The organism is Nocardioides faecalis (assembly GCF_018388425.1).
GTDB classification, from domain to species: domain Bacteria; phylum Actinomycetota; class Actinomycetes; order Propionibacteriales; family Nocardioidaceae; genus Nocardioides; species Nocardioides faecalis.
Genome location: NZ_CP074406.1, coordinates 55,005 through 72,783, shown reverse-complemented (window position 1 = coordinate 72,783; position 17,779 = coordinate 55,005). Strand labels below are relative to the sequence as shown.

Here is a 17,779-nt window from a genome sequence, read left to right as displayed (position 1 = left end):
CTAAATCCGGGCCGGAATCCCCTTCCGGCTCCCGGGGCGCTGACGGCTGGGACGAGCACCCCGGCAGGAGACGTGATTGAGCCAGGCAGTGGACCTCGGCGGGCTCGGGGACCGCACGCCGCGCGGCATCGCCGGCGCCTTCAGCCGCGCCATCCGGGCCGGTGACCTGGCCCCCGGGGACCGGCTGCCGACCGTGCGCGTCCTGGCCGCGGACCTCGGGGTCTCCCCGGCGACGGTGTCCGCGGCCTGGCAGGCGCTGCGCCGCACCGGGCTGGTCGTCTCCCGCGGCCGCTCCGGCACCTTCGTGCGCGACACGCCCACGCCGTGGCTCTCCCCGCGTCAACGCGGCCTGGTCGGCGCCGGCCGCGACGGGCTGCGCCTGGACCTGTCCCGCGGCACCCCCGACCCCCGCCTGCTGCCCTCGCTCGGCCCGGCGCTGCGCCGGGTCTCCGAGCGGGCCGGCACCCTGGCCTACCAGGACGAGCCGGTGCTGCCCGCGCTGCGCGAGGTGCTGCGGGCCTCGTGGCCGTACGACGCCGAGTCGATCACCGTCGTCGACGGCGCCACCGACGGCATCGCCCGCACCCTCGAGCAGGTCGTCTCCTACGGCGACCGGGTGGTGCTGGAGTCGCCCGGCTTCCCGCCGTTCTTCGACCTGGTCGAGGTGCTCGGCGGGGAGGTGGTGCCGGTCGAGCTGGACGCCCACGGTGTGCGGCCCGACGCGCTGCGCGAGGCGCTGCGCACCGAGCCCGTCGCGGTCGTGCTGCAGCCGCGGGCGCACAACCCCACCGGGGTGGCGATGGGCGCCGAGCGCGCCGAGGAGCTGGTCAGCGTGCTCACCCGCGCCGCGACGGCCACCGGGCGCATGCCGTGGGTCCTCGAGGACGACCACAGCGCCGGCATCAGCGCCGCCCCGGCCGTCACCCTCGGCACCCGGCTGCCCGACCGAGTGGTGCACGTGCGCTCCTACTCCAAGTCGCACGGGCCCGACCTGCGCATCGCGGCGCTGTCCGGGCCGGCGGAGCTCATCGATGCCGTGGTCGCGCGCCGCATGCTCGGGCCGGCGTGGACCTCGCGGATGCTGCAGACCATCCTGCTCGACCTGCTCACCTCCGCTGCGGCGATGGACGAGGTCGCCGAGGCGCGCCGGCAGTACTTCGCCCGGCAGCGCACCGTCGTCGAGCAGCTGGCCCGCCACGGCCTCGCCCTGGCCCCGCCGGACGGGATCAACCTGTGGCTGGAGGTCGCCGACGAGCGGGCCGCGCTGCTGCACCTGGCCGCGTCCGGCATCCGGGCCGCCGGCGGCACGGCGTTCTGGGCCGGCGGCGCGGACGGCACCGCCGGGGCGCCGTACCTGCGGCTGACGACGGGGCTGGTGGCCGCCGCCGACGCCCCGGACGTGGCGGCGGCGCTGGCCGCGGCGACCCGCGCCCGCTGACCAGCGCCTGACCGAGCGCTGACCAGCCTGCGGTCGGGGCCCGCGGGGGCGTCCCGGCGCAGGACAATGGCGCCATGACCACCGTTCACGACTTCAAGGTCCGCGCGGCCGACGGCGCCGAGGTGTCGCTGGCCGAGTTCGCCGGCAAGCTGCTGCTCATCGTCAACGTCGCCAGCAAGTGCGGCCTCACCCCGCAGTACGAGGGCCTCGAGGCGCTCTACCGCGCCGAGAAGGACAACGGCCTGGAGATCCTGGGCTTCCCCTCGAACCAGTTCAAGGAGCAGGAGCCCGGCACCGACGCCGAGATCCAGGAGTTCTGCACGACCACGTACGACGTCACCTTCCCCGTGCTGGCGAAGGTGGACGTCAACGGCCCCGACGCCGACCCGCTGTTCGTGCACCTGCGCGCGGCCGCGCCGGGCGACTTCGGGCCGCACCTGGGCCGGTTCTACGAGGCGATCAGCGCGCTCAACCCGGACGCGCCGGCCGACGCGGTGAAGTGGAACTTCACCAAGTTCCTGGTCGGTCGCGACGGCGAGGTGATCAAGCGCTACGAGCCGCCGACCACGCCGGAGGAGATCCGCGAGGACCTGCAGCAGTACCTCTGAGCGACCTCTGGGCTCCGAACGCACGAGGACCCCGGGCGCTTGCCCGGGGTCCTCGTGTTTTCAGCTCAGCAGGTCAGGCGGGGAAGCCCTTGCCCGACGCGGCGAGCTCGCGCAGCCACGGGGTGGGCTCGAAGCGCTCGCCGTACTTGGCGGCCAGCTCGTCGGCGCGCTTGAGGAACGCCTCGATGCCGACCTCGCCGGTCGCCTTGTTCTCGTAGCCGGTGATGAACTGCGCGGCGCCACCGGTCTGCGGCGGGAAGCCGATGCCCATGATCGAGCCGATGTTCGCGGCGGCCGCCGAGGTGATGACGCCCTCCTCGAAGCACTTCGCGGTCTCGAGCGCCTCGGCGAACAGCATCCGGTCGCGCACGTCGGCGATGTCCGGCTGCTCCTCGGCGACGGGGAACACCTCGGCCAGGCCCTCCCAGATCGAGCCGCGCTTGCCGGTCTCGGCGTCGTAGTCGTAGAAGCCGGCCTTCTTCAGCCGGCCCGCTCGGCCCAGCTCCAGCATCTTCTCGACCACGGCGGTGCCGGGGTGCTCGACGTTCATCTTGCCGTCGTTGGCCTCGCGGGTGGCCTTGGCGATCTTGCCCATCAGCTCGAGGTTGAGCTCGTCGGACAGCTGCAGCACCGGCGCCGGGTAGCCGGCGGAGGAGGTGGCGCGCTCGATCGTGTACGGCGCCACGCCCTCGGCGAGCATCGCCATGCCCTCGTTGACCATGAAGCCGATGACGCGCGAGGTGTAGAAGCCGCGGCTGTCGTTGACGGTGATCGGCGTCTTGCGGATCTGCTGCACGACGTCGATCGCCTTGGCGAGGCTCTCGTCGGTGGTCTCCTTGCCGGAGATGATCTCCACCAGCGGCATCTTGTCGACCGGCGAGAAGAAGTGCAGGCCGATGAAGCGGGGCCGGTCGGCCTCGTTCTCCAGGCCGGCGGCCAGCTCGGTGATCGGCAGCGTCGAGGTGTTCGAGCACAGCAGCGCGTCGGGGGCGACGTGCGGCAGGATCTCGGCGAACACCTTGGCCTTCAGGGCCGGGTCCTCGAAGACGGCCTCGACGACGAGGTCGGCGCCGGCGGCGGCGGCCGGGTCGTCGGTGGCGGTGATCCGGTCGAGCAGCTCGGCCTTCTTCTCGTCGGTGGAGCGACCGCGCGAGATCGCCTTGTCGAGGATGGTGGTCGAGTAGGACTTGCCGCGCTCGGCGTTCTCGACCGAGACGTCCTTGAGGACGACCTCGACACCGGCCTTGGCCAGGACGTAGGCGATGCCCGCGCCCATCATGCCGGCGCCCAGGACCACCGCCTTCTTGGCCTGGTAGCGCTCGAAGCCCTCCGGGCGCAGCGAGCCGGAGTTGATCGCCTGCAGGTCGAGGAAGAACGCCTGGATCATGTTCTTGGCGTTCTGGCCGACGACCAGGCTGGTGAAGTAGCGCGACTCGATGCGCGAGGCGGTGTCGAAGTCGACGTTCGCGCCCTCGACCGCGGCCGAGAGGATCGCCTTCGGGGCCGGGTAGTCCGCGCCCTTGAGCTGCTGGCGCAGCAGCGCCGGGAAGGCGGGCAGGAAGCCGGCCAGGGCCGGGGACTTCGGCGAGCCGCCGGGCATCTTGTAGCCGGGGGCGTCCCACGGGTTGAGGGCAGCCTCGGGGTTGGCCTTGAGCCACGCACGGGCCGCGGGGAGCAGCTCGTCCTGGGTCTCGACGAGCTCGTCGACCAGGCCCTTCTTGTGCGCCGTCTCCGGGTTGAACTGGGTGCCCTGGAGCAGGACGTCCATCAGCGCGGACTGCAGGCCGAACTTGCGCACGGCGCGGGTCACGCCGCCGCCGCCGGGCAGCAGACCGAGGGTGACCTCGGGCAGGCCGATCTTGGTCTTCGGGTCGTTGACCACGATGCGGTGCTGCGCGGCGAGGGTGATCTCGTAGCCACCGCCGAGGGCGGCGCCGTTGATCGCGGCGACGACCGGCTTCGGGAACAGCTCGAGGCGGCGCAGGCTGTGCTTGATCCGCTCGGCCATCTCGAAGAGGGTCTGGGCGTCGTCCTTGGTGGCCGTGACCATGCTCTTCAGGTTGCCGCCGGCGAAGAAGGTCTTCTTCGCCGAGGCGAGGATGACGCCGGTGACGTCGTCGGCCTCGTCGTACAGGCGGTCGACGGCCTTCTCCATGGAGTCGAGGTAGAGCTCGTTCATGGTGTTGGCGGAGGCGTTGGGGTCGTCGAGGGTCAGGGTGACGATGCCGTCGGCGTCACGGTCGTAGCGGACCGAGGTCTGGGTGTCGGTGCTCAATGTCGTTCCTTGAGGTCTGTGAGGTTCGAAAGATCGATGAGGGCCGCGGCGCGGGTCAGACGCGCTCGACGATGCAGGCGATGCCCATGCCACCGCCGACGCAGAGCGTGGCGAGGCCGCGGCGCAGGTCGCGGCGCTCGAGCTCGTCGACGAGGGTGCCGAGGATCATCGCGCCGGTGGCACCGAGCGGGTGGCCCATGGCGATCGCGCCGCCGTTGACGTTGGTGATCTCGTCGCTGATGCCCATGTCGCGCATGAAGCGCAGGGCGACGGCGGCGAACGCCTCGTTGATCTCGAACAGGTCGATGTCGCTGACCTCGAGGCCGGCGATGGCCAGCGCCTTGCGGGCGGCCGGGGCCGGACCGGTGAGCATGATGACCGGGTCGGCGCCGGAGACCGCGGTGGCGACGATCCGGGCGCGCGGGGTCAGGCCGTTGGCCTTGCCCGCCTCCTCGGAGCCGATCACGACGAGCGCGGCACCGTCCACGATGCCCGACGAGTTGCCGGCGTGGTGGACGTGGTTGATCTTCTCCAGCCAGTGGTACTTCTCGAGCGCCACGTCGTCGAAGCCCGCGTCCTTGCCGATCTGGGCGAAGGACGGCTTGAGGCGGGCGAGGCCCTCGGCGGTCGTGTCGGGACGGATGGTCTCGTCCCGGTCGAGGATGGTCAGGCCGGCGACGTCCTTGACGGGCACGATGGCCTTGTCGAAGTAGCCGTTGGCCCACGCCTTGGCGGCGCGCTGGTGCGACTGCGCGGCGTAGGCGTCGACGTCCTCGCGGCTCCAGCCCTCGATGGTGGCGATGAGGTCGGCACCGATGCCCTGCGGCACGAAGGCCGCCTTGAGCGCGGTGGCGGGATCCTGGGCCCAGGGGCCGCCGTCGGAGCCCATCGGCACGCGGCTCATCGACTCCACGCCACCGGCGAGGATCAGGTTCTCGAAGCCACCGCGGACGCGGCCGGCGGCCTGGTTCACGGCCTCGAGACCCGAGGCGCAGAAGCGGTTGATCTGCACGCCCGCGACGGTGTCGGGGTAGCCGGCGGCCAGCGCGGCCGTCTTCGGCAGCACCGCACCCTGGTCGCCGACCGGCGACACGATGCCCAGGACGACGTCGTCGACGTTGTTGGGGTCGAGGTCGGGGTTGCGCTCCTTGACGGCGTCGAGCAGGCCGACCGCGAGGTCGATCGGCTTCACCTCGTGGAGGGAGCCGGAGGCCTTGCCGCGTCCGCGCGGGGTGCGGATGTGGTCGTACACGAATGCTTCTGCCATGACCGTCCTTGGTGTTCGGGCGTTGCTGGGGCGTTGCTGGGTCTTAGTCGAGTCTGTGCCGGGCTCTGTGTCCGCGCACGTCGCGCCGACCTGGTGTCCGGGACGGGACGAGTGGTCCCTGCGATGATTGTGACACTATTACTGTCATGGTCAAGAGCGAGGGTGGGGTGGAGGACATGAGTCCCGACGTCACGGACGAGGACCTGCTCACCTTGGAGGAGCTGACCAAGCGCACCGGGCTCACTGTGCGCACGGTGCGCTTCTACACCGCACGGGGCCTGGTGCCACCGCCGATCCGGCGCGGTCGCTCCGGTTACTACACCGCCATCCACGTCGCCCGCATCGAGCTGGTGCTGGAGCTGCAGAGCCACGGCTTCACGCTCTCGGCGATCGAGCGGTACGTCGCCGGCATCCCCGAGGAGGCCACCCCGGAGGACATCTCGCTGGCGCGCACCATGCTCGCGCCCTGGCAGTCGGACCTGCCGGTGGAGATGGACCACCAGACGCTGGAGACCCGCGCCGGGCGGAAGCTGGACGACGACGACATCGCCACGCTGCAGGCGCTCGGTGTGCTCCGGCTGCGTGGCGAGGTCTACCTGGTGGCCAGCAACCAGCTGGCGATCGGGGTGCGGCTGCTCGAGCTCGGCTTCCCCCGCGAGGTGGCCGTCGCCGCGGCCGCGGTCTACTCCGAGCACGGCCGGCAGATGGCCGAGGAGCTCTCGCAGGTGGTCATCGACAAGCTCGCCCCGCTCTACCTCGACACCGACTCCGAGCACTTCCGCGAGATCCTGGAGCGGCTCAAGCCGTTGTCCGTGGGCGGCCTGGTCAGCGCCTACGAGGCCGCCATGGCCCGCGCCGCGCGCGTGCCCCCGCGGGTACGTCGTACCACCGCCGGCTGAGGCGCCGAAAACGCACCGCGCCCCAAGCGGATTCGTCGTATTTCCGAGGATCTGCGACGAATTCTCTTGGGGCGCGGAGACGGCTGGGTCAGCGACGACCGCTGAAGCCGGCGGCGGTGTGGCCGCCGGAGCCGGAGCCCGCGCCGGTCGAGCGGCCACGGCCGCGGCCGCCACCGGCGCCGGAGCCGCCGGACTTCGGGGCGCCGGCCTTGGCCGTGCCGGACTTGGGGGCACCAGGCTTGGTCGCGCCGCCGCGACCGCCGGAGCGCGCACCCGCCGGGCCGCCGCTCTTGGCCGCAGGCCGGGCAGCGCCCGTACGACGTCCGCGACCGCCACCGGAGCCGCCACGACCGCCGCCACCCGAGCCGCCGGAGCCGCCGGAGCCGCCGGAGCCGGCCGGCACCAGGTCGATGCCGCCGGGACGCGTCCGCTCGCCGGGAGCGAGCTGGGCGAGCACCGGGTGGGTGGAGCCGTCGATGCGGGTCGTGGTCGGCTTGATGCCGGCCGCGCGGGTCAGGTCGCGCACGTCACCGCGCTGGTCGGAGGTCATCAGGGTGACCACCGTGCCGGCGGCACCGGCGCGCGCCGTACGGCCCGAGCGGTGCAGGTAGGCCTTGTGCTCGGCCGGCGGGTCGGCGTGCACGACCAGCGACACGTCGTCGACGTGGATGCCGCGGGCGGCGATGTCGGTGGCCACCAGGGTGGTCGCCGCGCCGGTGTGGAACGCCTCCATGTTGCGGGTGCGGGCGCCCTGGCTGAGGTTGCCGTGCAGGTCGACCGCGGGCACGCCGTTCTTGTTCAGCTGGCGGGCCAGCGCCTTGGCGCCATGCTTGGTGCGGGTGAACACGACCGTGCGGCCCGGCGCGCTGACCAGGTCCAGCAGGATCGCGACCCGGTGGTCGCGCTCCACGTGCAGCACGTGGTGGTCCATCTTGGACACCGGCGACTGCGCGGAGTCGGCCTCGTGCACGGCGGGGTTGTTCAGGAACCGCTTGACGAGCACGTTGATCGCGCCGTCCAGGGTGGCCGAGAAGAGCATCCGCTGGCCGTCGGCGGGGGTCTGGTCCAGCAGGCGCCGCACGGCCGGCAGGAAGCCGAGGTCGGCCATGTGGTCGGCCTCGTCGAGCACCGTCACCTGCACGTCGGCGAGGCTGCAGTGCCGCTGGTTGATCAGGTCCTCGAGCCGGCCCGGGCAGGCGATGAGGATGTCGACGCCGTTGCGCAGCGCGGTGACCTGGGGGCCCTGGCCGACGCCGCCGAAGACGGTGGTCGTGCTCAGCCCGGCGGCCTTGGCCAGCGGGGTGATGGTCGCGGCGATCTGGGAGGCAAGCTCGCGGGTCGGGGCCAGCACGAGCGCGCGGGGCTTCTTCGGAGCCGGACGGCGGGCGTCACCGGCGAGCCGGGCGACGAGGGGGAGGCCGAAGGCGTAGGTCTTGCCCGACCCGGTGCGGCCGCGGCCGAGCACGTCGCGTCCCGCCAGCGAGTCCGGCAGCGTCGCGGCCTGGATCGGGGTGGGGACGGTGATCTGCTCGCCCGTCAGGACGGCGAGCAGGTTCGCGGGCACGCCGAGGTCGGCGAAGGTGGAAGTCAAGGTGAATCTCTCCGGAGACCGCAGCAGAGCACGGCGGTCCCCTCAATGGGCGTCTCGCCGTGCTGTCCCGTCCGGTGACGGGAGCGTGTGAAGCGGTGCCTCGTTCGAGGGCGAACCACCGGGGTGGTGCGCGAGGATCCGGGGCAAGACCGGCCGGACCAGTGCGCCCACCATAGCGAGCATCGCGCCGAGAGGCCGCATCGCCGCGCCCGGCCCGAAGCGGGGGTAGTCCCTGACGAAAAGCTCCGTTTGCCGTCGGCAGAGGGTGCTTTTCGTCAGGGACTACCGCGATCAGACGTCGACCTGCACCGCCGCGCCGCGCTCGATCAGGCCGTCGACGTCCCTGATCCCCCACGCGGCCAGCGCCTCGCGGGTGTGCGCTCCGGCCTTCGGCGCGGGCGGCAGGGACAGCGAGGCGCCGGTGCGGGAGAACCGCGGCGCCGGCTGCGGCTGCAGCACGCCCTCGTGCTCGACGAAGATCTCGCGGGCCTTGATGTGCGGGTGCTCGGGAGCCTCGCTCATCCGCAGGATCGGCGCGACGCAGGCGTCCGTGCCCGCGAAGATCGCCGACCACTCGTCGCGCGTCTTGGTCTTGAAGGTCTCGGTGAGCAGCGCACGCAGCTTCTCGGTGTTGGCCGGGTCGAAGCGGGCCATCTGGTCCGGCGCGGTGTCGGTGAGGCCGAGCAGCTCGATGAGCTCGTCGTAGAACTGCGGCTCCAGGGCGCCCACCGACAGGTGCTCGCCGTCGGCGGTCTCGTAGATGTCGTAGTACGGCGCGCCGCCGTCGAGCAGGTTGGCGCCGCGCTCCTCGACGAAGCCGCCGCCGGCGAGGAACGCCGAGGTCATCGCGTTGAGGTTGGCGGTGCCGTCGACGATGGCGGCGTCGACCACCTGGCCCTTGCCGGAGGTCTTGGCCTCGAGCACGGCGGCCAGGATGCCGATGACCAGGTACGTCGACCCGCCGCCGAAGTCGCCGACCAGGTTGGTCGGGAACTGCGGGCGGTCCTTGGTCTGGCCCAGGCCGTGCAGGGTGCCGGTGATGGCGACGTAGTTCATGTCGTGGCCGGCGGCCTGCGCCCACGGGCCGTCCTGGCCCCAGCCGGTCATCCGGCCGTAGACCAGGCGCGGGTTGCGCTCGTGACACTGCTCGGGCCCGAAGCCGAGCCGCTCGGCCACGCCGGGACGCATGCCCTCGACCAGCACGTCCGCGGACTCCACGAGCTCGAGGACCGTGGCGACGGCCTCGGGGTCCTTGAGGTTCAGCGCGACGCTGGGCCGGCCGCGGTTGAGCAGGTCGTGCGAGCCGCCGGCGAGCATCTGGCCGCCCGGGCGCTCCACCCGGATCACGTCGGCGCCGAGGTCGGCGAGGATCATGCAGGCGTGAGGGCTGGGTCCGATGCCCGCGATCTCGACGACCTTGAGGCCTTTGAGCGGACCGGTTCCCTGACCGAGTGCGAGAGTCATGGGCCGATCATGGCACGAACGTGACAGTGATGGTGTCACGGTCGCCAGGTGGTCTCACCCGGGCGCCGGACCGGTCGCCGGGAGCGGTCGCCGGAGCGGTGCTCAGCCGGGGCTGACGATGCGGGCGAGCTCGAAGTGCATCGGGTCGGTCCAGGACCAGTCGCCACCCCAGGCAAAACCCCACAGCTTGAAGATCGCGACGACCTCGCGGTTCATCTCCCCCACCGTGCCGCGCTGGTTGCCGGGCACGTTGAAGTCCAGGGCCAGGCCGAAGGAGTGGTTCGACAGCGAGCTGGAGCCGGCGATGAACCGCGGGTAGTAGCAGCCGGCGTACTCGTCGGCGTGGATCTCGTCGGCCAGCCCGCGGCGCTGCACCTCGGCGAGGGCAGCCTTCAGCTGCGGCATCATGTGCCGGTTGCAGGTCACCCGGCCGAGGATCGGGACCGCCTCGGTGACGATGTACTTCTTCACCCAGGCCGGGTCGGGGGCGATCCGGCCGCCGCCGATGGGGTTGTAGCGGAAGACGCCGACGGCGTCGCTGAACGAGCCGACCGGCACCACGGTCTGGAAGGTGTCCAGGTCGAGCCCGCGCTGCGCGACGATGTCGAGGGCGATGATCGACAGCTTGTCCTTGCCGACCTTCTTCTCGATCTGCTCGCGCACCGCCTGCGGGGAGGCGATGCCGGTGTTGATGACCACGGCGTTGCGGCGCGGCAGGTCGAGCTCGGCGCCCCACTTCTCGTTGACCATGACGTCGACACTGTCGACCTCGGCCGGGGAGTAGGCGCCGACGTGGATGGAGTGCTTGCCGATCTCGAGGTAGCCCTTGTCGTCGACGGGCAGGTCCTTCTGCAGCCGCTGGGCCACGGCGACCTCGCCGCCGGCGAGGCGCTCCCACTGGTCGGCGAACTCCGCGCTGCGCTGCCCGGTGAAGGCGCGGTAGCGGCCGGGGTCGACCGCGGCGATGTTGAACACCTTGTTCTCGATCGAGAACTGGCCGTAGGAGAGCTGCTCGTACGCCGCGACGCCGGGCTTGCCGCGCACGGTGACGCCGGTGACCTGCTTCAGCAGCTCGGTGTCGATGGTCTCGTCGCTGACCACGAGGAGGTCGTCGCCGTACAGCGTGCCGTCGAACTTGCCGGGCGCCGAGACCGCGCGGTCGGGGTCGGCGGCGTCGCTGGGGATGTCGCTGGGCACTCCCCCGGAGAGGCCGTCGGCGGTCGCGGCCGCCTTGCTCGGGTCGTCGGAGGCGTCGCCTGAGGCGCCGCAGGCAGCCAGGGAGACGACCATGCCGCCGGCGAGCAACCCTGCCGCCAGCCGTACGCGTCGTCGCGCCAGACCCATGACACCCTCCCTGCCGCCGGAGCTCCCGGCAGCCCTCCCGAAGCGAGCCTAACGGCTCAGCGAAGCACCCGCGCCGCGATCCAGGCGATGCCCTCGGCGGTCTCGGCCGGGTCGCCCGAGGGCTGCATGACGTGGCTGAGCACGAGCCGCACCACCATGTCGATGCTGGCCTGCAGCCGCTCGGGGGGCAGGTCGACCCGGTAGTCGACGACCCGCTCGCCGACCACGGCCTTGGCAGCGTCGAGCAGGGACTCCGAGTGCGTGGTCAGCAGCGGCAGCAGCTCGGTGTCGGCACCGTGGGTGGCCGAGACCACCGCGTGCAGCAGCGCGTTGTCGCGGGCGTACTTGAGCACCCGGCGCGCGGAGTCGCGCAGCGCCCCGATCAGGTCGGTCGGGTTCTCGTCGAAGGAGCGGGTGACCCCGGCCAGGAACCGGTCCAGCTCGCGCAGCACCATCGCCTCGGCGAGGTCGGTCTTGGTGCCGATCTCGTTGTAGACCGTCTGCCGGCTGACGCCGACGTCGTCGGCGAGGCGGGCCATGGTGACCTTGCCCCAGCCCTCCCGCGTCATCCGTCGTACGGCGGCCTCGACGAGCTTCTCGCGCAGGGTGGTGGCCGGCGCCTCCGGAGGGAGGTCGGGGTCGGCACCGGGTTGCGCGAGGATCGGCATCGGGGGTTCAGCCCTCCAAGGTGAGTGCGAGCACGGGACACGCCTGCACAGCAGCGTAGACGTGCGCCCGGTCCTGCTCCGGAGGGGAGTGCTCCAGGACGTTGACCAGTTCGTCGTCGTCGTCGACCTCGAAGTAGTCGTCGGCCATGGCCTCGCACATGCCCAGGCCCTCACAGCGGCCCTTGTCGGCGACGATGCGCATCTCAGGCCTCCGCCCGGACCTGCTCGAGGGCGGGGTCGAACGGCACGAAGTCGATCTTGTCGCGCACGCCGCAGTCGGGGCAGAACCAGTCGTCGGGAATGTCGTTCCAGGCGGTGCCGGCCGCGAAGCCCTCGTGCTCGTCACCGGCGGCGACGTCGTACACGTAGCCACAGCTCGGGCAGCGGGCGGCGAGCACCTCGCCGGCGAAGGACTGCGCGAACTCGTCGTCCTTGGTCGTGTCGGCCTCACCGGGCGGCGGGAACTTCGCCAGGTAGGCGGCCTCCTTGCCGGGCTGGATGTTGGCCAGGGTGATGTCGCCGTCGAAGTGCGCGGCCACCCGCTTGTCCATCACCTTGCGCCACAGCGGCGGCACCAGGGCCAGGTCGATCATGCCGGCGTAGCCGGTGGGCAGGGCCGGGGACTCCTTGAAGTCGCGCAGCGTCTGGTAGCGCCGGGTGGGGTTGGCGTGGTGGTCGCTGTGGCGCTGCAGGTGGTAGAGGAAGACGTTGGTGACGATGTTGTTGGAGTTCCACGAGTGCATCGGCAGCACCCGCTCGTAGCGCTGCCGGGTGCCGGTGCCGACCTTCTGCCGCTTCATGCCGTAGTGCTCGAGGTAGTTGACGACCTCCAGCAGCGAGAAGCCGATCACCATCTGGATCAGCAGGTAGGGCAGCGTGCCGATGCCGAACAGCGCGAGGACGGCACCGAACAGCACCACCGACATCAGCCAGGCGTTGAGGACGTCGTTGCCGAGGTGGAACGGGTGGGTCTTCTTGCGGGCGTAGCGGCGGGCCTCCAGGTGCCAGGCGCTCTTCAGCGACCCGGTGACGCTGCGGAACCAGAAGGAGTAGACGTTCTCGCCGAGCCGGCTGGACGCGGGGTCCTCGGGGGTGGCCACGCGGACGTGGTGGCCGCGGTTGTGCTCGATGTAGAAGTGGCCGTAGAACGACGGCGCCAGGGCGATCTTGGACAGCCAGCGCTCGACGGACTCCTTCTTGTGGCCGAGCTCGTGGGCGGTGTTGATGCCGATGCCGCTGATCATGCCGAGGGAGACGGCGAGGCCGACCTTGTCCAGCACGGACAGGTCGAAGTCGCGCACCAGGTCGGCGCCGAGGTGGGTGGCGACCCAGCCCTCGACGCCGAGCAGCTGGGCAACCTCGGCGATCGGGTTGAGCCCGGCGACCATGGCCATGACGCCGAAGAAGGCCAGGTACTGCAGCGGCAGGTACATGAACACGACCCACCGGTAGTACCGGTCGTTCTCGAGCTCCTCGATCACGTCGTCCGGCGGGTTGGTCGGGTCGAGGCCGGCCAGCAGGTCGAGGACCGGGATCACCCCGAAGACCAGGATCGGGCCGATCCACAGCACCCACGACCAGCCGAGCTCGGCGTAGGCGACGAATGCGGCCAACGCGAAGCCGGGGATCATCAGGCCGAGGAGCCACAGGTAGCGCTTGCGGTCCTTCCAGCGCTCGGTGGAGCCCTCGGGGACGGTGCCGGCGACCCGGGTGGGGCCGGGGCCACCGGGACCGGAGGTGCCGGGGTGAGGGGTGCTGGAGGTCGTCATCGATCCCTGCCTTCGCGTCGGAGCCGGAGCATGGCGTTGACAAGAAGGTATGACTTGTAAAGGGTTTTGACAAGACCTTGTGACTTGTAAAGCGAGGCGGGGGACGCGGCTCAGCCCACGCTGCTGTGCGCCCGCGTCGTCACGGGCAGCTGCTCGAACCCCCGCAGCACCCGGGTACGACGCCGGGCGGGCGCCCCGGCCAGGCGCAGCTGCGGGTGGCGGCGGTAGAGCACGCGCAGGGCCACCGCGGTCTCCAGCCGGGCCAGGCTGGCGCCGAGGCAGAAGTGCACGCCGGCGGAGAACGCCAGGTGCTCGCCCGCGTTGGGCCGGGCGACGTCGAAGGCGGCCGGGTCGGTGAACACCGCCGGGTCGCGGTTGGCGCCGCCGAGGAAGAGCAGCACGCCGCTGCCGCTGCGCAGCGTGTGGCCCGCGACCTCGACGTCGGTGTTCGCCGCGCGCAGCGTCACCTGGACCGGCGACTGATGGCGCAGCACCTCCTCGACCGCGCCCGGCCAGCGCTCGTCGTCGGCCAGCAGCCAGGCCAGCTGGTCGGGGTGCGCGTCGAGCAGTACGACGGCGTTGCCGATCAGGTTCACCGTGGTCTCGAACCCGGCGCCGAGCACCAGCAGGCCGACCTGGTGCAGCGCGACCTCGTCCAGGGCGTCCGGGCCGGTGTCGGTGGCGAGCTGGCTGATCAGGTCGTCCCCGGGCTCGCGGCGCAGCGAGGCGACGTGGTCGGCGAACCAGCGGTGCATGTCGCGCAGCGCGGTGTCGGCGGTGCGGTACTGCCGCCAGGTCAGCGCGGGGTCCAGCGTCACGGCGGCCCGGTTGCCCAGCTCCAGCAGCAGGCCGTGGTCGGCCTCGGAGACCCCGAGCAGGTCGGCGATCACCGCCACCGGGAGCAGCGAGGCGTAGCGCTCGACCAGGTCGAACTCGTCGGTGCCAGCCAGCTCGTCGAGCAGCCGCTCAGCCACCACCTCCACCCGGTCGGCCAGGCGGCCGACCTTGCGCGCGGTGAAGGCCCGGGCCACCTGCTTGCGGTAGTGCGTGTGCACCGGAGGGTCCACCACGAGCATCGACGGCGGGTCGATCGGGCCCAGCGCGGCCGGGTCGAGCAGCCGGTGCAACAGCCGGCGCAGCGGCACCGGCAGCTCCGCGTGCCCGCCGCCGGTGTTGAACGCGTCGCTGCGCAGCACCTCGTTGCACACCGCGTGGTCGACGGTGCCGTGCACCAGGCCGTTGTCGCTCAGCGGGCCGCGGGCGCGCAGCTGCTCGTAGGTGGCGAACGGGTCCGCGACCACCTGCGGGTCCACCGAGAGCCGTGCGATCAGGTCGCCGCGGGCCGCCGCGCGGGTCAGCAGCCGCCGTTGCACGCCGTGGGCGAGCAGCCAGGTCGCGTACGAGCGTGCGGTGGTCAGTCGGTCGGAGAAGGCGTCGGGCAGGGGCGGGAGCAGCGCGCGGTCGGCCATCGGCACAGCATCCTGCGCCGCGCCCGCGCGGACAACACCCCCGCGCCGCGGGGCGTGGGCGTCGCAGGAGGAAAACCCGACGACCCGCCGCGGTCGGCGGCGGGTCGTCGGCAGGCGGTTCAGGCAGGCGGGTCAGGCCGGCGGGTCGGCGGGAGCGGGCTTGCGCTCCACGACGCCCATGCCGGTCGCGGCCTTGTCGACCGAACGGTGGATCAGCGACTCCAGGTCCAGACCGGTGGAGGTCTTGAGCATCTGCAGCGTCTGGGTGACGTTGTCGGTGACCTGCTTGGGCAGCGCGCCGGCGCCGTCGGTGGACAGGATGGTGAGCTGGTCGATCGCGGCGATCGGGGAGGCGACCTCCTTGGCGATCTGCGGCAGCACCTCGATCAGCATCTGCAGCACGGCGGCGTCGTTGTAGTGCGCGAACGCCTCGGCGCGCTTGTCCATCGCCTCGGCCTCGGCCTGACCGATGGCCAGCGTCGCGGCGGCCTGCGCCTCACCCTCGGCGCGCAGCGCGTCGGCCTCGGCCACACGGCGGCCCTTCTCGGCCTCACCGCGCTTGATGCCCTCGATGGCCTCCGCCTCGGCGAGCGCGGCACGCCGCGCCTTCTCCGCCTCACCGGACAGCTGGGTCTCCTCGGCCTTGGCCTGGGCGGCGGCGATGGTCGAGGCCTTGCGGGCGTCGGCCGCCGCGATCTCCGCCGTACGACGTGCCTCGGCCTCCTGCTCGACGCGGTAGCGCTCGGCGTCGGCGGGCTTGCGGACCTGGGTCTCGAGCTGGCGCTCGGTCAGCGCGGCCTGGCGCACGGCGACCTTCTCCTGCTCCAGCAGGATCGCCTGGTCGCGGTCGGCCTGGGCCAGCGGGCCGGCGGCGGCGGCCTGCGCGGAGGCGGCGTCGGTCTCGGACTTGATCTCGGCCTGCTTCAGCGCGAGCTGGCGCTGGGCGATGGCGATCTCCTCCTCGGCGCGGATCCGGGCCTGCTCGGCGGCCCGGCGGGCCTCGGCCTCGGCGATGGAGGCGGCCTGCTCGATGCGCGCGGCCTCGGGGCGACCGAGGTCGGCCAGGTAGGTGCCGTCGTCGGTGACGTCCTGGATCTGGAAGGCGTCCAGGATCAGGCCCTGCCCGGTCAGCGAGCTCTCCGACTCGTCGGCGACACGCTGCGCGAACGCGGCGCGGTCACGGATGATCTGCTCCACCGTCAGGCCGCCGACGATCGAGCGCAGCGCGCCGGCGAGCACCTCCTGGGTGAACGGCTCGATGTCGGCCTGCTGGGAGAGGAACCGCTGGGCGGCCAGCCGGATCTGGTCGGCGTTGCCGCCGACCTTCACGATCGCGACCCCGTCCAGGTTGAGCTTGATGCCCTGCCCGGAGACCGCGCCGCGGATCTGCACCGAGATGCGGCGGCTGGAGAGGTCCATCGTGGCCAGCTTCTGCACGAACGGCACCACGAAGACGCCGCCGCCGAGCACGACCTTCTGCCCGGACAGGTCGGTGGACAGCTCGCCGGTCTCCGGGTTGATCACCGCCTTGCCCTTGCGGCCGGTGACGATGAACGCCTGGTTGGGCCCGGCCACCTTGTAGCGGCTGGTGACCAGCAGCACCAGCAGGACGAGCAGGACGACGATGCCGGCGATCGGCACCAGGACGGATGAGCTCATGAACTCCACTTTCACTCGGGGCGGGGTGGGTGGTGCGGGGCTGGGTGCGGTGCCGGGTGGGCGCCGCGGGTCGAGCTCGGGGCAGCCGGGTGGCTCAGGGTTGCCAGACCTGGGTGACGCTCACCGCGGTCGGGGACAGCACCCCGGTGACGTCGACGGTCGCGCCGGCGGGGATGGGCTGCAGCGCGCTGGCGTTGACCTGCATGGTGTGCCCGCCGACCACGACGCGGACCACGCCGTACCCGTCGGCGGGGATGTCGGTGACCACGCGCGCGGAGCGACCGACGGAGTCGGTGATCGAGGGCGTGGCGTCGCTGGGACTGTCCTTGACCAGGCGGGTCAGCCACCAGGCGAACCAGCCGACCACGAGCCCGGAGCCGGCGCCGACCCCCAGCGCGAGCGGCAGGGGCAGCCCGGCGCCGTCGGCGGCCGCCCCGCCGAAGCCGAAGGCGGAGACGAAGCCGCCGATGACGGCGGTGGAGATCCAGTCCCCCTCGAGGGCGTCGAAGGCTCCGTCGAAGAGGTCGCCGACCACCAGGGACAGGGCGAGCACGACGATGCCGACGATGCCGACGACCAGGAAGACGGTCACGAACCCTCCGGGGATAGTGGGATGCGGCGATCGTAGCCGGGAACGCGGCGCGCGGAGATGGTGACCGGCATCACATTTGTGCACTTTTTGGGGGGCAGTGCAAGAATCGTGCCCGTGCCCGCCACCCCCAACCGCCGTCAGGCCAAGCGGCACCAGACCGCGCAGCGTCTGCAGCAGTGCGCGCTGCGGCTGACGCTGGACAAGGGGTACGACGGCTGGACCGTCGACGACCTCGCCGAGGAGGCCGGGGTCTCGCGGCGCACCGTGTTCAACTACTTCGACGGCAAGGCCGAGATCGTGCTGGGCCCGCCCCTGTACCTGGACCGCGAGCAGGCGGAGGTGTTCGTCGCCGGCGGCCCGACAGGCAACCTGCTCGCCGACGCGCTGGCGCTGGCCGCGGACATGATCGCCGCGCACACCACCGACGAGATGTTCTCGGCGAGCCGCAACGCCATCCTCAGCGACGTCGTACTGATCAAGCTGGTGCACGAGCGCTTCACGGCGATCACCGACGAGTTCGTCGACCTCATGCAGCAGCGCGAGGGCGACGCCTTCAACCCCGCCCGCGCCCGGCTGCTGACCAACCTCGTGGTCGCGATCTTCGACAACGCCGCCGAGCGTGCCGAGGCCCAGCCGGACCGCCCCTTCTCCGAGCACTTCCACGACGCGGTCATCGACGCCCGCGCCGTGCTCAGCTGACCCCCGCACCCCACCCGCGCGGCCGGTGAACCCCCGG

At 71.9% G+C, this 17,779-nt stretch carries 15 protein-coding genes; 4 read left to right on the top strand and 11 right to left on the bottom strand.

The genetic code is table 11. The features are described from left to right. Positions 1-76: 76 nt before the first annotated feature. Both KG111_RS00335 and KG111_RS00330 read left to right on the top strand, forming a co-directional pair. Positions 77-1,438, top strand: a complete 1,362-nt coding sequence (locus KG111_RS00335; RefSeq protein ID WP_205291185.1) for an aminotransferase-like domain-containing protein — start codon at positions 77-79, stop codon at positions 1,436-1,438. Between the two features lie 74 nt (positions 1,439-1,512). Next, positions 1,513-2,046: a glutathione peroxidase gene (locus KG111_RS00330; RefSeq protein ID WP_205291186.1), complete on the top strand. Its 534-nt coding sequence runs from the start codon at positions 1,513-1,515 to the stop codon at positions 2,044-2,046. A gap of 73 nt (positions 2,047-2,119) precedes the next feature. Here the strand turns inward: KG111_RS00330 and KG111_RS00325 are convergent, their stop codons facing one another. Both KG111_RS00325 and KG111_RS00320 read right to left on the bottom strand, forming a co-directional pair. Continuing rightward, a complete protein-coding gene (locus tag KG111_RS00325) occupies positions 2,120-4,321 on the bottom strand; it encodes a 3-hydroxyacyl-CoA dehydrogenase NAD-binding domain-containing protein (RefSeq protein ID WP_205291187.1) in 2,202 nt (733 codons plus the stop codon). A gap of 55 nt (positions 4,322-4,376) precedes the next feature. Further along, positions 4,377-5,588 carry an acetyl-CoA C-acetyltransferase gene (locus KG111_RS00320; protein WP_205291188.1) on the bottom strand — a complete coding sequence of 404 codons (1,212 nt, stop codon included), beginning with the start codon at positions 5,586-5,588 and terminating at the stop codon, positions 4,377-4,379. A 146-nt stretch (positions 5,589-5,734) separates the two neighbouring features. On the opposite strand from KG111_RS00320, the gene KG111_RS00315 reads away from it, so the two are divergent. Further along, positions 5,735-6,487, top strand: coding sequence for a MerR family transcriptional regulator (locus KG111_RS00315; protein WP_205291189.1), 753 nt, complete (start codon positions 5,735-5,737; stop codon positions 6,485-6,487). 88 nt (positions 6,488-6,575) lie between these two features. Here KG111_RS00315 and KG111_RS18395 read toward each other — a convergent pair whose 3' ends face one another. From KG111_RS18395 to KG111_RS00270, 9 genes are all read right to left on the bottom strand, one after another. Beyond that, on the bottom strand, positions 6,576-8,078 hold the full coding sequence (locus KG111_RS18395) for a DEAD/DEAH box helicase (RefSeq protein ID WP_205291190.1): 1,503 nt from the start codon (positions 8,076-8,078) through the stop codon (positions 6,576-6,578). 291 nt (positions 8,079-8,369) lie between these two features. Beyond that, entirely contained in the window at positions 8,370-9,542 is a 1,173-nt protein-coding gene (locus tag KG111_RS00305) for a CaiB/BaiF CoA transferase family protein (RefSeq protein WP_205291191.1), read from the bottom strand. A 102-nt stretch (positions 9,543-9,644) separates the two neighbouring features. Then, entirely contained in the window at positions 9,645-10,886 is a 1,242-nt protein-coding gene (locus tag KG111_RS00300; RefSeq protein WP_240195628.1) for a M15 family metallopeptidase, read from the bottom strand. Positions 10,887-10,942: 56 nt separating this feature from the next. Beyond that, a complete protein-coding gene (locus KG111_RS00295) occupies positions 10,943-11,554 on the bottom strand; it encodes a TetR/AcrR family transcriptional regulator (protein WP_205291192.1) in 612 nt (203 codons plus the stop codon). 7 nt (positions 11,555-11,561) lie between these two features. Beyond that, positions 11,562-11,756, bottom strand: coding sequence for a ferredoxin (locus KG111_RS00290; protein WP_205291193.1), 195 nt, complete (start codon positions 11,754-11,756; stop codon positions 11,562-11,564). Position 11,757: 1 nt separating this feature from the next. After that, on the bottom strand, positions 11,758-13,323 hold the full coding sequence (locus KG111_RS18520; RefSeq protein WP_349772011.1) for a fatty acid desaturase: 1,566 nt from the start codon (positions 13,321-13,323) through the stop codon (positions 11,758-11,760). 110 nt (positions 13,324-13,433) lie between these two features. Next, positions 13,434-14,792, bottom strand: coding sequence for a cytochrome P450 (locus KG111_RS00280; RefSeq protein ID WP_205291194.1), 1,359 nt, complete (start codon positions 14,790-14,792; stop codon positions 13,434-13,436). A gap of 132 nt (positions 14,793-14,924) precedes the next feature. After that, positions 14,925-16,451 carry a flotillin family protein gene (locus KG111_RS00275; RefSeq protein ID WP_205291195.1) on the bottom strand — a complete coding sequence of 509 codons (1,527 nt, stop codon included), beginning with the start codon at positions 16,449-16,451 and terminating at the stop codon, positions 14,925-14,927. Between the two features lie 94 nt (positions 16,452-16,545). Further along, positions 16,546-17,043, bottom strand: coding sequence for an NfeD C-terminal domain-containing protein (locus tag KG111_RS00270; RefSeq protein ID WP_205291196.1), 498 nt, complete (start codon positions 17,041-17,043; stop codon positions 16,546-16,548). 114 nt (positions 17,044-17,157) lie between these two features. Here KG111_RS00270 and KG111_RS00265 point away from each other — a divergent pair, with 114 nt between their 5' ends. Beyond that, positions 17,158-17,742 carry a TetR/AcrR family transcriptional regulator gene (locus KG111_RS00265; RefSeq protein WP_205291197.1) on the top strand — a complete coding sequence of 195 codons (585 nt, stop codon included), beginning with the start codon at positions 17,158-17,160 and terminating at the stop codon, positions 17,740-17,742. Positions 17,743-17,779 lie beyond the last annotated feature (37 nt).